14 protein-coding genes and 3 tRNA genes are annotated in these 17,731 nt (G+C 63.1%); 9 read left to right on the top strand and 8 right to left on the bottom strand.

Going from position 1 to position 17,731, the window contains the following annotated elements:
- Positions 1–27: 27 nt before the first annotated feature.
- The 4 genes from aspS to LU688_RS06770 all read right to left on the bottom strand — a co-directional run bounded on the left by aspS (position 28) and on the right by LU688_RS06770 (position 3,204).
- Entirely contained in the window at positions 28–1,803 is a 1,776-nt protein-coding gene (gene aspS, locus LU688_RS06785; RefSeq protein ID WP_094010090.1) for an aspartate--tRNA ligase, read from the bottom strand.
- A 94-nt stretch (positions 1,804–1,897) separates the two neighbouring features.
- Complete coding sequence (locus tag LU688_RS06780) at positions 1,898–2,119, bottom strand: FmdB family zinc ribbon protein (RefSeq protein ID WP_046856766.1); 222 nt, start codon at positions 2,117–2,119, stop codon at positions 1,898–1,900.
- Positions 2,120–2,207: 88 nt separating this feature from the next.
- Complete coding sequence (locus LU688_RS06775) at positions 2,208–2,534, bottom strand: ribbon-helix-helix domain-containing protein (RefSeq protein WP_052062246.1); 327 nt, start codon at positions 2,532–2,534, stop codon at positions 2,208–2,210.
- A gap of 196 nt (positions 2,535–2,730) precedes the next feature.
- Positions 2,731–3,204, bottom strand: coding sequence for a Dps family protein (locus tag LU688_RS06770; RefSeq protein WP_028690591.1), 474 nt, complete (start codon positions 3,202–3,204; stop codon positions 2,731–2,733).
- 280 nt (positions 3,205–3,484) lie between these two features.
- Between LU688_RS06770 and LU688_RS06765 the strand changes: the two genes are divergently transcribed.
- Positions 3,485–4,078, top strand: coding sequence for a cold-shock protein (locus LU688_RS06765; RefSeq protein WP_023628702.1), 594 nt, complete (start codon positions 3,485–3,487; stop codon positions 4,076–4,078).
- Positions 4,079–4,097: 19 nt separating this feature from the next.
- Here LU688_RS06765 and LU688_RS06760 read toward each other — a convergent pair whose 3' ends face one another.
- Positions 4,098–4,310, bottom strand: a complete 213-nt coding sequence (locus LU688_RS06760) for a SlyX family protein (RefSeq protein ID WP_232888061.1) — start codon at positions 4,308–4,310, stop codon at positions 4,098–4,100.
- Positions 4,311–4,312: 2 nt separating this feature from the next.
- On the bottom strand, positions 4,313–4,732 hold the full coding sequence (locus LU688_RS06755; protein WP_104444364.1) for an HIT family protein: 420 nt from the start codon (positions 4,730–4,732) through the stop codon (positions 4,313–4,315).
- Between the two features lie 762 nt (positions 4,733–5,494).
- Between LU688_RS06755 and LU688_RS06750 the strand changes: the two genes are divergently transcribed.
- From LU688_RS06750 to LU688_RS06740, 3 genes are all read left to right on the top strand, one after another.
- On the top strand, positions 5,495–6,799 hold the full coding sequence (locus LU688_RS06750; protein WP_094010092.1) for an OprD family porin: 1,305 nt from the start codon (positions 5,495–5,497) through the stop codon (positions 6,797–6,799).
- Between the two features lie 156 nt (positions 6,800–6,955).
- Positions 6,956–8,671: a proline--tRNA ligase gene (locus LU688_RS06745; protein WP_038705582.1), complete on the top strand. Its 1,716-nt coding sequence runs from the start codon at positions 6,956–6,958 to the stop codon at positions 8,669–8,671.
- Between the two features lie 21 nt (positions 8,672–8,692).
- Positions 8,693–9,646, top strand: a complete 954-nt coding sequence (locus LU688_RS06740; RefSeq protein WP_031314425.1) for a hypothetical protein — start codon at positions 8,693–8,695, stop codon at positions 9,644–9,646.
- A gap of 35 nt (positions 9,647–9,681) precedes the next feature.
- Here LU688_RS06740 and dinB read toward each other — a convergent pair whose 3' ends face one another.
- Positions 9,682–10,740: a DNA polymerase IV gene (gene dinB / locus LU688_RS06735; RefSeq protein ID WP_167335925.1), complete on the bottom strand. Its 1,059-nt coding sequence runs from the start codon at positions 10,738–10,740 to the stop codon at positions 9,682–9,684.
- 210 nt (positions 10,741–10,950) lie between these two features.
- On the opposite strand from dinB, the gene LU688_RS06730 reads away from it, so the two are divergent.
- The 5 genes from LU688_RS06730 to LU688_RS06710 all read left to right on the top strand — a co-directional run bounded on the left by LU688_RS06730 (position 10,951) and on the right by LU688_RS06710 (position 15,623).
- Positions 10,951–11,027 (top strand) — tRNA-Met (locus LU688_RS06730).
- Between the two features lie 136 nt (positions 11,028–11,163).
- Positions 11,164–11,240 (top strand) — tRNA-Met (locus LU688_RS06725).
- 123 nt (positions 11,241–11,363) lie between these two features.
- Positions 11,364–11,440, top strand: a tRNA-Met gene (locus tag LU688_RS06720).
- A 248-nt stretch (positions 11,441–11,688) separates the two neighbouring features.
- Positions 11,689–14,331 carry a bifunctional lysylphosphatidylglycerol flippase/synthetase MprF gene (gene mprF / locus LU688_RS06715; protein ID WP_160290797.1) on the top strand — a complete coding sequence of 881 codons (2,643 nt, stop codon included), beginning with the start codon at positions 11,689–11,691 and terminating at the stop codon, positions 14,329–14,331.
- Complete coding sequence (locus tag LU688_RS06710; RefSeq protein ID WP_094010095.1) at positions 14,331–15,623, top strand: virulence factor family protein; 1,293 nt, start codon at positions 14,331–14,333, stop codon at positions 15,621–15,623. Before mprF ends, LU688_RS06710 begins: the two co-directional genes overlap by 1 nt.
- A gap of 102 nt (positions 15,624–15,725) precedes the next feature.
- Here the strand turns inward: LU688_RS06710 and LU688_RS06705 are convergent, their stop codons facing one another.
- The gene (locus LU688_RS06705; protein WP_023631037.1) at positions 15,726–17,636 is read right to left on the bottom strand and encodes a potassium transporter Kup; all 1,911 of its coding nucleotides are present in this window, start codon (positions 17,634–17,636) and stop codon (positions 15,726–15,728) included.
- Positions 17,637–17,731 lie beyond the last annotated feature (95 nt).

The following is a 17,731-nucleotide window of genomic DNA, read 5'->3' as shown; positions in this document are numbered from 1 at the left end:
ACCCCGTTACCGGGGCACCCCGATCGATCACTCGACCTTGGTCTGCTCGCGCAGACGGATGTGCAGCTCACGCAGGGCCTTGGCGTCGACCAGGCCCGGGGCCTGGGTCATGACGCACGCGGCGCTCTGGGTTTTCGGGAAGGCGATCACTTCACGGATCGACTGCGCGCCGGTCATCAGCATGACCAGGCGGTCCAGGCCGAAGGCCAGGCCACCGTGAGGCGGTGCGCCGAACTTCAGGGCGTCGAGGAGGAAGCCGAACTTCTCTTCCTGTTCCGCCGCCTCGATACCCAGCAGGCGGAACACCGCCTGTTGCATTTCCTTGCGGTGGATACGGATCGAACCGCCGCCCAACTCGGTGCCGTTGAGCACCATGTCGTAGGCACGCGACAGCGCGGCGGCCGGATTGGCCTCCAGCTCCTCGGGGGTGCACTTCGGCGCGGTGAACGGGTGGTGCAGCGCGGTGAAGCTGCCGTCTTCGTTCTCTTCGAACATCGGGAAGTCGACGACCCACATCGGTGCCCACTGGCAGGTCAGCAGCTCGAAGTCATGACCCAGGCGGATACGCAGCGCGCCCAGGGCTTCGCTGACGATCTTGGCCTTGTCGGCGCCGAAGAACACGATGTCGCCATCGACGGCGCCAACGCGGTCGAGGATGGTGTTGAGGTTGGCCTCGGGGATGTTCTTGACGATCGGCGACTGCAGACCCTCGACACCCTTGGCGCGCTCGTTGACCTTGATGTAGGCCAGGCCCTTGGCACCGTAGATGCCGACGAACTTGGTGTACTCGTCGATCTTGCTGCGCGGCATGCTGGCGCCGCCCGGCAGGCGCAGCGCGGTGACGCGGCACTTCGGATCGTTGGCAGGGCCGGCGAAGACCTTGAAGTCGACATCCTTGAGCTGGTCGGCAACATCGATCAGTTCCAGCGGGATACGCAGGTCCGGCTTGTCGGAGCCGTAGCGGCGCATGGCCTCTTCGTAGGTCATGTGCGGGAAGTCACCGAACTCCAGGTCCAGGACTTCCTTGAACAGCTTGCGGATCATGCTCTCGGTGAGGCCCATGATCTCGGACTCGTCGAGGAAGCTGGTCTCGATGTCGATCTGGGTGAATTCCGGCTGGCGGTCGGCACGCAGGTCTTCGTCGCGGAAGCACTTGGCGATCTGGTAGTAGCGGTCGAAGCCGGCGACCATCAGCAGCTGCTTGAACAGCTGTGGCGACTGCGGCAGTGCAAAGAAGCTGCCGGCGTGGGTACGGCTTGGCACCAGGTAGTCACGGGCGCCTTCCGGCGTGGCGCGGGTGAGGATCGGCGTCTCGACGTCGAGGAAGCCGTTCTCGTCGAGGAAGCGACGGATGCTGCTGGTGATGCGCGAACGCAGGCGCAGCTTGTCGGCCATTTCCGGGCGACGCAGGTCGATGAAGCGGTAGCGCAGGCGGGTTTCTTCGCCCACGTCGGAGTATTCGTTCAGCGGGAACGGCGGCGTTTCCGCCTCGTTGAGCACGGTCAGCTGGTAACCGAGGATCTCGATGGCGCCGGAGGCCATGTTGGCGTTCACCGCGCCATCCGGGCGCTTGCGTACCTTGCCGGTGATCTGCACGACGTATTCGCTGCGCACACGGTCGGCGGCGGCGAAGGTTTCGGCGCGATCCGGGTCGAACACGACCTGGGCCATGCCTTCGCGGTCACGGATATCGAGGAAAATCACCCCGCCGTGGTCGCGGCGACGATGGACCCAGCCGCAGAGGGTGACTTCCTGGCCGTCCAGGGACTCGTTCAGTTGGCCGCAATAATGGCTGCGCATCATGGTCGTGGTTTCGCTTCTCGTGATTCGTATGTTCGGTGGAGGTCTTGGCCGCCCAAGGGGCTAATACTGCAAGACCTGGTCGGTGCAATTCAACTCAGTCGGCCTTGTCGCCGCCTGCCAGATTCTTTTTTGCCCCGGTCTTGAAGTCGGTCTCGTACCAGCCGTTGCCGCTCAGGCGGAAGCCGGGGACCGACAGCTGCTTCTTCAATGCCGGCGCCTGGCATGCCGGGCAATCGGTCAGCGGCGCGGCACTGATCTTCTGCAACACCTCCATGCGGTGTTCGCAGGATGCACATTGATAGTCGTAAAGGGGCATGGCGTCTCTCGTCAACCACATCGCACGCTGCCCAAGGCAGCAAAGAGCGGGATTATATATGGTTAAGGAGTGCTGTGCAGCCCGGCGATCAGTGTACGTCCCGCCCCTCCTGCAACCAGGTGACGCAGATCACCCGGACCAACCCACTGAAATTCCTTACCCCGCCATGGCGCAGGTGCACCTCGCGGTCCACATAGGACAGCACCGCGCTCACCGAACAGCGGTTGGCCTGGGCGATGCGCTCCAGGATGCGCCAGTACACCACCTCCAGACGCAGGCAGGTGGCGAAACCGTTGAGCCGCACCGAGCGTGACACAGGCCCCGCCTGCGCCATGTCGAAGTCCCGCCTGAACGGATCGACCCGGGGGCTGCCCGCACCCTGCCTGTGCCTCGCATTGCCGTCGATACCACGCATCGGATTGTCCACCGCACCGCTCCATCATCTCGAAACCACACCCCCGCCCGCCTTGCGAACGGATCCATGTGTTTCATGAAGCGCCACCCGATCATGCCGATAGCAGCGGCAAAGCCTTCCCCGCAAACGCGCAGGCCCGATACCTATGAAGGCATCGGGCCTGGCTTAGTTGGACCAAACGACGGTCAAGCGGTAATCAGTTCCCGTCGAGCAGGACGCGCAGCATCCATGCCGTTTTTTCGTGCACCTGCATGCGCTGGGTCAGCAGGTCGGCGGTCGGCTCGTCGCTGACCTTGTCCACCACCGGGAAGATGCTGCGAGCGGTACGCACCACGGCCTCCTGCCCCTGCACCAACTGGCGGATCATCTCTTCGGCAGGCGGCACGCCCTCCTCTTCCTTGATCGAAGAGTGGCGAGCATAAAAGGCATAGGAACCCGGCGCCGGGAAGCCCAGGGCACGGATACGCTCGGCGATCGAATCGACCGCCAGGGCAAGCTCGTTGTATTGCTCCTCGAACATCAGGTGCAGGGTGCGGAACGACGGACCGGTGACGTTCCAATGGAAGTTGTGGGTTTTCAGATACAGCACATAGGTATCCGACAACAGGCGGGACAAGCCATCGACGATGGACTTGCGATCTTCTTCACTGATACCGATATCGATTGCCATGAAGCTCCCCTTTCCATAAGGCTTGATCATCAAGCGGGCAGCAAACACTCTAACAAGAGTTGGTTACCGGCGCATGCGGCACAAGGCTGCACTGACAGCCGTCGGCGCCAATCGGTTTGAGAAGCCCCCGCCTTTGCTGTTAAATAGGCAGTGTGCCACCCGTGCGGATTGTCAGTGCCGGGTGCATAGGCTGGCCCGTCACGTTTTCGCGCCTACAGTTCACGCGCACCGTGCGACCAGCTCATCCTGTGATCGGCCTTATCAACGTGAGCCAAACCCAATGTTCAAGATCGTCCATCTGGTGACGGGCGTGGCGGCTTTGCTGCTATCGCTCATACCCACCTTGAAAACTGACGCGACACCCTTCCTGCAGCAACCCGAGGCCGTCTACCTGGCGCTGCTCGGCCTGCTCAACCTGGTGATTGCCCCGGTACTGCCACAGTACTACAAAGGCATGCGCCAGCAGCTGCAACACGCCACCAGCATCCTGCTGGTCGTGGCCGTGGTCCTGCAGACCCTCACCCTGCTGGCCCGGCCGGAGCTTGGCAACCTGCCAGCACTGGCCTGTGCCTTCCTCGCCAGCGTGCTGCACCTGGTGGCTGGCTTCGTTCGCGGCACGCGAAAGGCCCGCGCCAGCCAGGGTAATCCCACGGAGGCCGGCCAGCGCGATACCGGCACAGTGAAGTGGTTCAACACCTCCAAGGGCTTCGGGTTCATCTCCCGCGACTCCGGTGACGATATCTTCGTGCACTTTCGCGCCATCCGCGGCGAGGGCCACCGGGTGCTGGTCGAAGGCCAGCGCGTGGAGTTCTCGGTGATGCACCGCGACAAAGGCCTGCAGGCCGAAGACGTGGTCGCCGTCGCGCGCCGCTGAACCCGTGCCGCCGCCGTGCTCAATAGTGAGGCGGCGGCGCTTCTTCTTCCCCGCCGCCCTGCTGGCCAGCCATCTCCTCGTAGCGTTTGATCAGCTCCGCCACCTGCAATTGCAGGCGCTCGATCACTCGACTCTGCTCGACAATCACATCATTTAGCGCTTGCAAGCTGTCATCCTGAAACGCCTGGCGGGTCTCCAGCTCGATCATGCGCATTTCCAGTTCCTGCGACATCCTCAAGCCTCCTTGAAGCTCTCACCCAGCAGCGCACGCACTTGCTGGCGAATATCATCGAGCTGCTCCTGGGTGTAGCCGATGGCCGCCACCTTGCCCCAGACCGGGGCGGGCCAGGCGGCATCACCACGGTGGCGCACGATCACATGCATATGCAGCTGGCTGACCACATTGCCCAGGGCTGCGACGTTCATCTTGTCGGCGGCAAAGGCATCCTTCAACGCCTCGGCCAGGGCGCTCGTCTCGACCCACAACTGCTGCTGATCCGCTTCCTCGAGCTCGAACACTTCAGTGATATCGGCGCGACGCGGCACCAGGATGAACCACGGGTAGTTGGCATCCTTGCTCAGCAGCAGGCGGCACAGCGGCAGGTCGCCCAATACCAGGGAATCCTCCTGCAGACGCGAATCGAGAGTGAACACGGCAAACCTCCTTACTAGCGATACAGCCCTTCCAACCGGCCGGGCACAGGGGCGCAAGGATACTCTGCTTCGGCATCTGCCACACCCGCCGACGCCGATTCGAACCATTTGTAGCACGCGAATGACAACATCGACGCCCCGCTTCGGTAACACAGCGCTACTTTTCGCACCAAAATGATGCCGCTCGTCAGACCTCCACCACACATCCGTCACATAAAACAGCCAGGATAAACAATCGTCGGTAACACCTTGACTTGGAAGGCAGCTTCACACACATACGCCAGAGACCGCCGTGAACTGCCACCGAAGCGGTCGCAGCCCGTGTTTTCGGAGGTTTTCCGGCTACAGGCAGGGTCTTTGTGAAAATTTCATCAAAGGTTCGTGATTTTGAGCATGCTTGTTGCATTCGTTACACGCCAAGTCGGCACGCTACCTGCACTGCAGGGTGAATGCGACAAATAACAACAGCGGCATCGGATAAACCAGGGAGTTTCACAAGCCGTACTTTGTATTTATACAAACATGACGGTTTCGAGACAGCGCTGGCGTTGTACGCCTCTATAAAACGGGCGTGATTTGCGACATGGAGACAACTGACAGCGACATGGCCATAAAGTTACCGAAAGGTTGTTTCTGCCCATATCGCCAAGAATAGTCCGCGTGATATACATTTTCGCCGACATAACAAGAAAGAGCCGGCCCTATAACTAAAACACTTGGGTGCGGCGGTACTCTTCCTAAAAACCAAAGGAGCAAATCACGATGCGCGTGATGAAGTGGAGCATGATCGCCCTGGCCGTAGCGGCAGGGACTTCGCAGATGGCTGTCGCCTCTTCGCAGGATGAGTCGAAAGGTTTCGTAGAAGACAGCAAGCTGAACGTCAAGATGCGTAACCTGTACTTCAGCCGTGACTATCGCAACACCGAGTCGGCCGGCAACAAACTCGCCGGCCTGCGCCACGACCAGCGCGAATGGGGTCAAGGCTTCATCGGCACCTTCGAGTCGGGCTTCACCCAAGGCACCGTGGGTGTAGGCGTCGACGCCATCGGCCTGCTGGGCATCAAGCTTGACAGCGGCCGCGGCTACTCGGGCACCGGCCTATTCCCTACCGGATCCGACCAGCGCTCCCAGGATGACTACTCCAAGGGTGGCGCCGCCGTTAAATTCCGTATTTCCGACACCGTCCTGAAGGTCGGCGACCAATTTACCGCCCTGCCGGTGTTCGCCACCGATGACAGCCGCCTGCTGCCCGAAACCGCGCAAGGCGCATTGCTCACCAGCAATGAAATCAAAGGCCTGACCCTGCATGCGGGCCGCTTCAAGAGCATGAGAGCCCAAGCGGAAACCGACCGCGACAGTATCAGTGACGGTCTGGGTCGCCGCGGCCTGAAGGAAGCAGACGTCTTCGGTGGCTCCTACGCCTTCACCGACAGCCTGTCGACCAGCCTCTATTACTCCAAGGTCGAAGACTACTGGCGCAAGTACTACGCCAATGTCAACTGGGCATTGCCGATCTCGGACAAGCAAGGCCTGGTGTTCGACTTCAACATCTATGACACCAAAGGCGAAGGCGACAACCTGTACCGCGCCACCGCCGACGGCGACAAACTCGACAACCGCGCCTACAGCTTCTCCGGTGCGTACAATATCGGTGCCCACACCTTTACCCTGGCTTACCAGAAAGTCACCGGTGATGGCGAATATGCCTATGGCATCGACGGTGGCGGCAGTATCTTCCTGGCCAACTCGGTAGCCCGTTCGGACTTCAACGCCGAAGGCGAAAAATCCTGGCAGGTCCGCTACGACCTGAACTTCGCCGAGTTCGGCGTACCAGGCCTGACCTTCATGACCCGCTACGTCCGCGGCACCGGCGCCCACACTGCCGACACCAACGACGGCAAGGAATGGGAACGCGACGTGGACATCAAGTACGTCCTGCAGGAAGGCCCGGCCAAGGATCTGAGCTTCCGTGTCCGCCAGGCTACCTATCGTTCCTCCGACGCGGTCTACTCCAACTCGCTGGACGAACTGCGCCTGATCGTCGAGTACCCACTGAGCATCCTGTAAACCCAGGTTTGCGACGCCCCAAGATGAAGAAGCCCGGCGATCGCCGGGCTTTTTCTTGGCTGACAGAACCGCGCCAGTGCTGCATTCTGTACGCTTTCGTTTCGCCCCCGTACAATGCGGGGTCATTTCACATTCAGGCAATCGACACGGCTCACCATGCGCACCAGTCAATATTTGCTCGCCACCCAGAAAGAAACCCCGGCCGATGCAGTGGTCATCAGCCACCAGCTCATGCTGCGTGCCGGCATGATCCGCAAGCTGGCCTCCGGCCTGTACACCTGGTTGCCAATGGGCCTGCGGGTAATGCGCAAGGTCGAAGCCGTGGTACGCGAGGAAATGACCGCCGCCGGCGCCCTCGAGGTGCTGATGCCGAGCATCCAGCCGGCTGAACTGTGGCAGGAATCCGGCCGCTGGGAGCAGTACGGCCCCGAGCTGCTGCGCCTGAAAGACCGCCACCAGCGCGAATTCTGCGTCGGCCCGACCCACGAAGAGGTCATTACCGACCTTGCGCGCAACGAGCTGTCCAGCTACAAGCAGCTGCCGCTGAACATGTTCCAGATCCAGACCAAGTTCCGCGACGAGATCCGTCCGCGCTTCGGCCTGATGCGCGGCCGCGAGTTCATCATGAAGGACGCCTACTCCTTCCATGCCGACCAGGCTTCCCTGCAGGAAACCTACGACCGCATGCACCTGGCGTACTCCAACATCTTCACCCGCCTGGGCCTGGACTTCCGTCCGGTGCAGGCCGACACCGGTTCGATCGGTGGCAGCTACTCCCACGAATTCCACGTGCTCGCCTCCTCCGGTGAAGACGACGTGATCTTCAGCGACAGCTCCGATTACGCCGCCAACATCGAGAAAGCCGAAGCCATTCCCCGCGAAACCGTGCGCCCGGCGCCGACTGAAGAGTTGCGCCTGGTCGACACCCCGAACGCCAAGACCATCGCGCAACTGGTGGAAAACTTCGGCCTGGCGATCGAGAAAACCGTAAAAACCCTGATCGTGCACGGTGCCGAGGAAGGCAAGCTGGTCGCGCTGATCGTCCGTGGCGACCACGAGCTCAACGAAATCAAGGCCACCAAGCTGGAGCAGGTCGCCGACCCGCTGGTGATGGCCACCGACGCCGAGCTGCGTGCCGCCATCGGTGCCGGCGCAGGCTCCCTCGGCCCGCTGAATCTGCCGCTGGAGTGCATCATCGACCGCTCGGTCGCCCTGATGAGCGACTTCGGCATCGGCGCCAACATCGACGACAAGCACTACTTCGGCGTGAACTGGGAACGCGACCTGCCGGTTCCACAGGTCGCTGACCTGCGCAACGTGGTCGAGGGCGACCCGAGCCCGGACGGCCAGGGTACCCTGGTGATCAAGCGCGGCATCGAAGTCGGCCACATCTTCCAGCTCGGCACCAAGTACAGCGAAGCACTCAAGTGCCAGGTGCTGGGTGAGAACGGCAAGCCTGTAGTCCTGTCGATGGGTTGCTACGGCATCGGCGTGTCCCGCGTGGTCGCCGCCGCCATCGAGCAAAACCACGACGACAAGGGCATCATCTGGAATGACGCCCTGGCCCCGTTCCAGATCGCCCTGGTGCCGCTGCGCTACGAAACCGATGTGGTCCGTGAGGCTACCGACAAGCTTTACGCCGAACTGACCGCCGCAGGTTTCGAAGTCCTGCTGGACGACCGCGACAAGAAGACCAGCCCCGGCATCAAGTTCGCCGACATGGAGCTGATCGGCATCCCACACCGCATCGTCGTCAGCGACCGCGGCCTGGCCGATGGCAACCTGGAGTACAAGCACCGCACCGAGTCGGAGGCCCAGGCACTGCCGCTCAATGAAGTGCTGACCTTCCTGCAGGCCCGCATCCGCCGCTGATAACCCGTTACGCGAGTGATCATGTCCAAGCGAAGTACCTACACCCTGGGGGGCGCCGCACTGTGCGGCGCCCTGCTCCTCGGCGGCTGCGCCAACCAGATGTCCCAGCGCAGCGATCATGAGGAGCGCGTCGAGCGCAAACTGCTCGAGCACAGTCTGCAGATCGATGTCGGCGAGCCGAAGGTGATGGAGCTTCCGCAGCGGCGCGTGCGCATTCATGAGCTCAAGCGTTTCGAAGTCACCGAGTTCGAAGTCACCCGCCGCTACGACCGCTACACCCCTTACCAACCCTGGCGGGAGATCTACGAGATCCCGCTGGGCGCGGTGGCTGTGGTGGCGGGCATCAGCGCCAACGTGGCCAATGTGTTCGCTTTGGGCAACCTGCCGGACAGCATCACCCACGACTGGCTCAGCTATGGCGTGGCGGGCGTCAACCCGTTCATGAACGTACCGTCCAACGGCCGTGCCCAGCAGAACCTGGCGGGCATCGACGAAGTCGAGAAAGGTAAGCGCGAAGAGTCCATCAGCCTGCCGTGGAACGAGCGCCTGGTCGAGGTCAAGGCTGGCAAGATGACCCACGAGCTGACCACCGACAAGCATGGCGTACTGCGCCTGAACCTGCTCGACAGCCCGTTCTCCGAGCAGAACCTCAACCATATCGGCACCCTGCACCTGCAGGTGGTGGATGAGGAAAACCAGGTACGAGGCGATGCCAGCTTGCTGGTCAGCGGCAATTTGCGTGGCAAGTTGCTCGAGGCCCACGAGCTGATTTTCGATGACCTCGAGGACGACGATGTCGGCCAGTGGGTACATCGGGTCAAGCGCCTGTCGGAACTGGGCCTGGAAGAAGAGGCCAGCGAACTCGAACAGAGCCTGATCGAACTGACGCGCAACGATCCTGAGCTGCAGCAGGAGTTTCTGCAGGCACTGACAAAGGCCACCGGGCGACTGGTTGCCGATCCGGGCGTGCAGTAAAACGAGAAGGGGCCGCTTGTGCGGCCCCTTCTTCTTTATATGTCCCGAAACAACTCCAACTGCTCAAGCGCCCCACGCAGGTCCCGCAGCCTCACCCCTACTCCCAGCAACCGCACCGGCTTGCCACCTCGGGCAAACGCCTGGCTGAGCAACTGCCGGTAGCTCTCCAGGTCTCGCCCCGCCCCCGCCTGCTCCAGCGTGGTCTGGCTGAAGTCATGGAACTTGACCTTGACGAAAGGCTTGTCGGGCCGATAGCTGCTATCCATGCGCGCAATCCGCTCATTCAGACTGGCGAGCAGGTCAGGCAGCTTCTCCAGGCAACTGCTCAGGTCAGGCAAGTCATGGTCGTAGGTGTTCTCGACACTGACCGACTGCCGCCGACTGTCGTTGTGCACCGCACGCTCGTCGATCCCTCGCGCCAGCCCCCACAAGCGCTCGCCGAAGCTGCCAAATTCGCGCACCAGCGCCAGCCTCGACCAGTCGCGCAATGACAGGCAAGTATCGATCCCCAATCGCGAAAGCTTATCCGCCGTCACCTTGCCAACGCCATGCAAGCGGGCAACCGGCAAAGCCGCGACAAATTCCTCCACTTGGTCAGGGGTAATGACGAACAATCCATTGGGCTTGCGCCAATCGCTGGCGATCTTGGCCAGGAACTTGTTCGGCGCCACGCCTGCGGACACCGTGATATGCAGTTGTTGGGCGACCCGACGACGAATGTCCTCGGCAATCCGCGTGGCGCTGCCGGCAAACCATTGGCTGTCACTGACATCCAGGTAAGCCTCGTCCAGCGACAGCGGTTCGATCAGCTCGGTGTAGTCCCGGAAGATCGCGTGAATCTCGCGGGACGCCTCACGGTAAGCCTCGAAACGCGGCTTGACGATTTCCAGGTCGGGGCACAGTTTCATGGCATGCCCCGATGCCATCGCCGAACGCACGCCATAGGCGCGCGCCTCGTAGTTGCAGGTGGCGATCACGCCACGCTGACCTGGCTGCCCACCCACCGCCATGGGGCGACCGACCAGGCGCGGGTCATCGCGCATCTCGATGGCGGCGTAGAAGCAGTCACAATCAATGTGGATGATCTTGCGCAAGGACATGGATGACAGCCACTACTGTAAATTCATACAGATATTACCGTACCGCCAACGGACGAGACAGCCTGGACCGGACAATCGGCCTGCAAGCCCCGTCGCCACTGCGCTGCGGCGCGATCTGGCACGCTAAGGGTTTGAACGAAAAAGGTTTTTCTTGAGGAAATGCTTGACAGGCAAGGGAAAATCCGTAGAATTCGATCTCACAGGCGCGGGATGGAGCAGCCTGGTAGCTCGTCGGGCTCATAACCCGAAGGTCGTCGGTTCAAATCCGGCTCCCGCAACCAGATTCAAGAAAAGGCCACTGTTCATACAGTGGCCTTTTTTATTGCCTCTATATTCACACCGAAAGAAAAACCCACGAAAAATCAAGTAGTAACGCTTGACAGCGGTTGGGAAATCCGTAGAATTCGATTCCACAGGCGCGGGATGGAGCAGCCTGGTAGCTCGTCGGGCTCATAACCCGAAGGTCGTCGGTTCAAATCCGGCTCCCGCAACCAGATTCAAGAAAAGGCCACTGTTCACGCAGTGGCCTTTTTTATTGGCCGCAGTTTTCCAATCGCAACCAAAGTCATATCAAGCCTTGACAAGCCATGGCAAATGCGTAGAATTCGCCCCTCTGACGCGGGATGGAGCAGCCTGGTAGCTCGTCGGGCTCATAACCCGAAGGTCGTCGGTTCAAATCCGGCTCCCGCAACCATATTCGTCAGAACAAACCCCGCCTGTCGCAAGACAGTGCGGGGTTTGTTGCATTCAGCCCCTACCCTTTCGATTCCTCCTCGCCAAGCCCTGGTTCCAGCCCTTGTAGACGGCTGAATGAACTATCTTTAACTATCCTGAAACAGATTAAGCCGCCGGCGCGGAGTAATATTCGGATACGTTTTTCCAAAGGGACTTTCACTTGGCCGCACCTTGCCTTCACCTCGCGCGCTGCGCACGAGGCACTCCATGACCGCCCCCACTCCCGAGCCCCAGGCACCGTTGACCACGGCCTTGCCGGCGGCGGCGCAGCGCCTGCCCTGGCTGGAACGCCTGAGCAAGTACCGTCAGCCGCTGGGTTTGGCGCTGACATTGCTGTTGTTCGCCATGGGCCTGATTGCCTGCCGCCATCTGTTGAGCGAACTGGATATCTACGCCCTGCATGATGCGATGCTCAGCGTACCGACCCAGTCGCTGCTCGGCGCGCTGCTGGCCACGCTGGTCGGCTTCGTGATCCTGCTCGGTTACGAATGGTCGGCCAGCCGCTATGCCGCCGTGCAACTACCACCCCGCACTCTGGTGCTCGGTGGCTTCAGCGCCTTCGCCATTGGCAACGCGATAGGCCTGTCGATGCTGTCGGGTGGCTCGGTGCGTTATCGCCTCTATGCCCGTCAAGGCTTGGGCGCCGCAGAGGTCGCGCGCATGACGGTGTTCGCCAGCCTTTCGCTGGGCTGCGCGCTGCCGCCGCTGGCGGCACTGGCCACCCTGAGCGACCTGCCGGCAGCGGCAACGGCGCTGCGCTTGCCTGCGCCGCTGCTGGGCGGGATTGCCATCGCCGTGCTGGTCGCGGCGGTCGCCCTGGTCATGGGCCTGTACCGCCGTCGCCTGCCTGAGCAGCCGCTGGCCGACAACCTGCTGGTGCAGTTCGGGCGCCGCACCCTGCGCCTGCCAGGCGCGCGCCTGACTGCGTTGCAACTGCTGATCACCGCCCTGGATGTCGCCGCCGCGGCCACCGTGCTTTATTTGCTGCTGCCCGAAGCCCCACCCTTTGGCGCGTTCGTGTTGGTCTACCTGCTTGCCCTCGCCGCCGGGGTGCTGAGCCACGTGCCGGGTGGCGTCGGGGTGTTCGAGGCGATCCTGCTGGCCGCGTTCGCCAACCAGCTGGGCGCGGCGCCACTGGCGGCCGCCCTGCTGTTGTACCGGCTGATCTACGTGGTGCTGCCGTTGCTCGTGGCCTGCGTACTGCTGCTGGCCAACGAAGCCCGCCGGCTGATGGTCGCCCAGCAGGCGATCCGCGCAGCCTCGGGCCTGGCCGCGCCGGTGCTGGCGATCCTGGTGTTCCTTTCCGGCGTGGTGCTGCTGTTCTCCGGCGCTACCCCGGAGATCGACAGCCGTCTGGAGCACATGGGCTTCCTGATCCCACACCGCCTGATCGATGCCTCGCACTTCGGCGCCAGCCTGATCGGCGTGCTCTGCCTGCTGCTCGCCCAGGGCCTGCGCCGGCGCCTGTCGGCTGCCTGGCTGCTGACCACCGTGCTGCTGCTGGTGGGCGCGGTGCTGTCGCTGCTCAAGGGCTTCGACTGGGAAGAAGCCAGCCTGATGTGCTTCACCGCTGCTCTGCTCGCCCTGTTCCGCCGCTCGTTCTACCGTCCCAGCCGCCTGCTGGAGCTGCCGTTCTCGCCGGTGTACCTGGTGGCCAGCGCCTGCGTGGTCGGCGCCTCGGTATGGCTGCTGCTGTTCGCCTACCAGGACGTGCCCTACACCCACAAGCTGTGGTGGCAGTTCACCCTTGATGCCGATGCGCCGCGGGGCTTGCGCGCCGCGCTGGGCAGCGCCGTGCTGCTGGTGATCGTCGCCCTGACCTGGCTGCTGCGCACCGCCCGGCCCGTGATCCATCTGCCCAGCGAAGACGAGCTGCAGCGCGCCAATCGCATCCTGCTCGCCTCCGACCAGCCCGATGGCGGGCTGGCCCTGACCGGTGACAAGGCGCTGCTGTTCCACCCCAACGACAACGCCTTCCTGATGTATGCCCGTCGCGGCCGCAGCCTGGTAGCCCTGTACGACCCGATCGGCCCGGCCCAGGAACGCGCCGAAATGATCTGGCAGTTCCGCGACCTGTGCGACCTGCACCATGCCCGCCCGGTGTTCTACCAGGTGCGTGCGGAGAACCTGCCTTTCTACATGGACATCGGCCTGACCGCGATCAAGCTCGGCGAGGAAGCGCGGGTCGACCTGCGCCGCTTCGATATCGATGCCAAGGGCAAGGAGATGAAGGACCTGCGCTACACCTGGAACCGCGGCGGCCGCGACGGCCTGGCCCTGGAGATCCATGAGCCTGGTCACGCCCCGCTGGAGGCACTCAAGGAGATCTCCGACGCTTGGCTGAGCGGCAAGAACGTGCGCGAAAAAGGTTTCTCCCTCGGCCGCTTCAGCCCCGAGTACCTGCAGCATTTCCGTATCGCGCTGATCCGCTTCCAGGGCCGCCCGGTGGCCTTCGCCAACCTGCTGGAGACCCACAGCAACGAGCTGGCCAGCCTCGACCTGATGCGCGCGCATCCGGAAGCTCCGAAGCTGACCATGGAGTTCATGATGGTCGGTCTGATCCTGCACTACAAAAGCCACGACTACGGCCGCTTCAGCCTGGGCATGGTCCCCCTTTCAGGCTTGCAGCCGCGGCGTGGCGCCCCCTTGACCCAGCGCCTGGGCTCGATGGTGTTCCAGCGCGGCGAACAGCTCTACAACTTCCAGGGCCTGCGGCGCTTCAAGGACAAGTTCCAGCCGGACTGGGAACCCCGCTACATGGCCGTGCCAGCCGGGCTCGACCCGTTGGTGGCACTGGCTGACACCGCCGCCCTGATCGCTGGCGGCCTGACTGGATTGGTGAAACGTTGATGATCCGACGCTATTGGCTGTACGTACTGATTCCTCTGTTGCTGGCCGTGCTGGCCGGTGGCGCGGCCTTCTGGCTGTGGACCCGCCCGGCCCCCGAGGCACGTCTGGAGCACCTCACGCTCGACGACGGCAGCGCCCTGACCCGCGCCACTCCCGGCGTGCATGCCAAGGCCTGGGTGGCCATCGGCGTGCCCCAGGACCAGGCCCTGACCGACAAGCAACTGCTCGACCTCAGCCAGGCCGGCGAGGCCCAGCTGGTGCAGGTGGTCCTGCCGCCGGCCGACTGCGCCAAGCAGCAGGCCGCGATGGACCAGGCCCTCGCTCGACTGGCCGACAAACCGACCCTGGTTGCCGGTATCGGCCCAGGCGCCGCCCAGGCCTGGCGCTGGCTGGCCGCGCAAGGCGACGACAAGGCACGAGCCATCTCGGTGGATTTCACCGTCGAGCAGCCCGGCTGCCAGGCCGCCTTGCCCAAGTCCGCCGCCCATGGCCACTGGAATGTGGCCTGGAACGACAACCCGGATGACGCCAGCGCCGCCTTCGTGCGCGACCAGGCCAACGCCGAGACCAGCATCGCCGACTACGACATCCACCTGCCCCAGGTACTCAAGGCGCAGTTGACCCAGGCCCTGGTCGGTCACGATGGCAACGCCCTGGCCATCCCGGTGGTGGAAGTCCCGGCCGGGCAGACCACCGACACCGTCACCCTGTTCCTTTCCGGCGACGGCGGCTGGCGCGACCTGGACCGCGATGTAGCGGGCGAGATGGCCAAGCTTGGCTACCCGGTGGTCGGCATCGACACCCTGCGCTATTACTGGCAGCACAAGACCCCGGAGCAAAGCGCCGCCGATCTCTCCGAGCTGATGCAGCACTACCGCCAGAAATGGGGTACCAAGCGTTTCGTGCTGACCGGCTACTCGTTCGGCGCCGACGTGCTGCCGGCTATCTATAACCGCCTGTCCGCAGACGACCAGAAGCGCATCGATGCGGTGATCCTGCTGGCATTCGCCCGCAGTGGCAGTTTCGAGATCGAGGTGGAAGGCTGGCTCGGCAAGGAAGGCCAGGAAGCCCCAACCGGGCCGGAGATGGCCAGGTTGCCGGCGGCGAAGGTGGTGTGCATCTATGGCGTGGAAGAGACTGACGAGAGCGGCTGCACCGACAAGACCGCCGTGGGTGAGCGCATGAAACTGCCTGGCGGCCACCACTTCGACGAAAACTACCCGGCGCTGGCCAAGCGTCTGATCGGTGAGATCGAGACCCGCCAGGGAAAGGCCAACGTCGCTGAGAAATGATAGGGAAAGGGGCCGCTTTACGGCCCATCGCGGGGCAAGCCCGCTCCCACAAGGATCACACAAGCCTTGTGGGAGCGGGCTTGCCCCGCGTTGTTTGTGCCATCAGATCTCGACCTGCGTCCCCAACTCGATCACCCGATTGAGTGGCAGGTTGAAGAACCGCAGGTTGCCGTTGGCATTCTTCAGCAGGAACGCGAACAGGTTCCCGCGCCAGCGCGACATCCCCTCCAGGCGCGAGGCGATCACCGTCTCCCGGCTGAGGAAATAGGTGGTGCGCATCGGGCTGAAGTCCAGCTCATCCAGGTGACACAACTTCAGCGCCGCCGGTACGTCCGGTTCGTCCATGAAGCCAAAGTGCAGCAGCACCCGGAAGAACCCGTCACCATAGGCCTCCACCTCGAAACGCTCATGCTCCGGCACCCGCGGCCGGTCCTCGCTGACCACCGTCAGCAGCACCACCTGGCTGTGCAGCACCTGGTTATGCAGCATGTTGTGCAGCAGCGCGTGGGGAACGGCATCGGAGCGCGCGGTCAGGAACACCGCAGTGCCCTCGACCCGATGCGGCGGCTGCACGCGGATGCTGCTGATGAACAGCGGCAACGGCAACGCGCCTTCATCGATGCGTTCGACCAGGATCTGCTTGCCACGCTTCCAGGTACTCATCAACACGAACAGCACGATACCCGCCAGTACCGGGAAAGCGCCGCCCTGCACGATCTTCGGCACGTTGGCGGCGAAGAACAGCCCGTCGACGAACAGGAAGCCCAGCAGCAGCGGTACCGCCAATACCGGCGGCCACTTCCACAGCAGCAGCATGACCGCCGAGACCAGGATGGTGGTCATCAGCATGGTGCCGGTCACTGCCACGCCGTAGGCCGCCGCCAGGGCGCCGGAGGACTCGAAGCCGATCACCAGCAGCACCACGCCGACCATCAACGCCCAGTTCACCGCGCCGATATAGATCTGCCCCTGCTCGTCGCTGGAGGTGTGCTGGATCTGCATGCGCGGCACATAGCCCAGCTGGATGGCCTGGCGAGTCAGCGAGAAGGCCCCCGAAATCACCGCCTGGGAGGCGATCACCGTGGCCATCGTCGCCAGGCCCACCAGCGGCAGCAACGCCCAGGATGGCGCCAGCAGGTAGAACGGGTTGCGTGCCGCCTCGGGGTTCTGCAACAGCATGGCGCCCTGGCCGAAGTAGTTGAGCACCAGCGCCGGCAGCACCAGGGCGAACCAGGCGCGGGCAATAGGTTTGCGGCCGAAGTGGCCCATATCGGCGTACAGCGCCTCGGCGCCGGTCAGCGCCAGCACCACCGCACCAAGGATGGCCACGCCCATGCCGGGGTGGACGATGAAGAAGTTCAAGGCCCAACCCGGGTTGAACGCCTTCAGCACCTCCGGGCTCTGCGAGATCCCATGCACGCCCAGCGCTGCCAGCACCAGGAACCAGGCGACCATGATCGGGCCGAAGGCCTTGCCGATCTTCTCGGTGCCATGCTTCTGCACCAGAAACAGCGCCACCAGCACCACCAGCGCAATCGGCACCACCCAGTGATCGATACCCTCGAACGCCAGGCCCATGCCCTCCACCGCCGACAGCACCGACACCGCCGGGGTGATCATGCTGTCGCCGTAGAACAGCGAGGCGCCGATCAGGCCGCAGCCGACCATCAGCATGCGCAGCCGCGGATACTGCGCCGTGGCCCGCCGCGCCAGCGCGGTCAGGGCCATGGTGCCGCCCTCGCCCTGGTTGTCGGCACGCAGGATGAACATCACGTACTTGAACGAAACCACCCACAGCAGCGACCAGAGGATCAACGACAGGATGCCCAGCACCCCGTCATGGTTGACCTGTACGCCATAACCGCCGGTAAAGACCTCTTTGAGGGTGTACAGCGGGCTGGTGCCGATATCGCCATAAACCACCCCAACGGCCGCCACGAGCAGGCCCAGCGGTCGTGCCGCTCCCTGCTTCCCCGCGTGCCCGCCTTCGGCATGACTGCTTGCCTGAACCATCGACCACTCCCGCAGACGGCCTGTTAGACCGGTTGAATGCCTACCCGCGCCGGACCCTCCCGGATACCCCGGCGCAACGGCGCGAAGCATAGCGC

This window comes from Pseudomonas soli, assembly GCF_021283165.2.
Taxonomy (GTDB): domain Bacteria; phylum Pseudomonadota; class Gammaproteobacteria; order Pseudomonadales; family Pseudomonadaceae; genus Aquipseudomonas; species Aquipseudomonas soli.
Note: the sequence above shows the minus strand (reverse complement) of the source record. Positions and strands in the feature narration are given on the sequence as shown.

Coding starts and splice junctions, on each gene's coding strand:
- aspS (WP_094010090.1), bottom strand. CDS start 1,803: ATGATGCGCAGCCATTATTGCGGCCAACTGAACGAGTCCCTGGACGGC.
- LU688_RS06780 (WP_046856766.1), bottom strand. CDS start 2,119: ATGCCCCTTTACGACTATCAATGTGCATCCTGCGAACACCGCATGGAG.
- LU688_RS06775 (WP_052062246.1), bottom strand. CDS start 2,534: ATGCGTGGTATCGACGGCAATGCGAGGCACAGGCAGGGTGCGGGCAGC.
- LU688_RS06770 (WP_028690591.1), bottom strand. CDS start 3,204: ATGGCAATCGATATCGGTATCAGTGAAGAAGATCGCAAGTCCATCGTC.
- LU688_RS06765 (WP_023628702.1), top strand. CDS start 3,485: ATGTTCAAGATCGTCCATCTGGTGACGGGCGTGGCGGCTTTGCTGCTA.
- LU688_RS06760 (WP_232888061.1), bottom strand. CDS start 4,310: ATGTCGCAGGAACTGGAAATGCGCATGATCGAGCTGGAGACCCGCCAG.
- LU688_RS06750 (WP_094010092.1), top strand. CDS start 5,495: ATGCGCGTGATGAAGTGGAGCATGATCGCCCTGGCCGTAGCGGCAGGG.
- LU688_RS06745 (WP_038705582.1), top strand. CDS start 6,956: ATGCGCACCAGTCAATATTTGCTCGCCACCCAGAAAGAAACCCCGGCC.
- LU688_RS06740 (WP_031314425.1), top strand. CDS start 8,693: ATGTCCAAGCGAAGTACCTACACCCTGGGGGGCGCCGCACTGTGCGGC.
- mprF (WP_160290797.1), top strand. CDS start 11,689: ATGACCGCCCCCACTCCCGAGCCCCAGGCACCGTTGACCACGGCCTTG.
- LU688_RS06710 (WP_094010095.1), top strand. CDS start 14,331: ATGATCCGACGCTATTGGCTGTACGTACTGATTCCTCTGTTGCTGGCC.
- LU688_RS06705 (WP_023631037.1), bottom strand. CDS start 17,636: ATGGTTCAGGCAAGCAGTCATGCCGAAGGCGGGCACGCGGGGAAGCAG.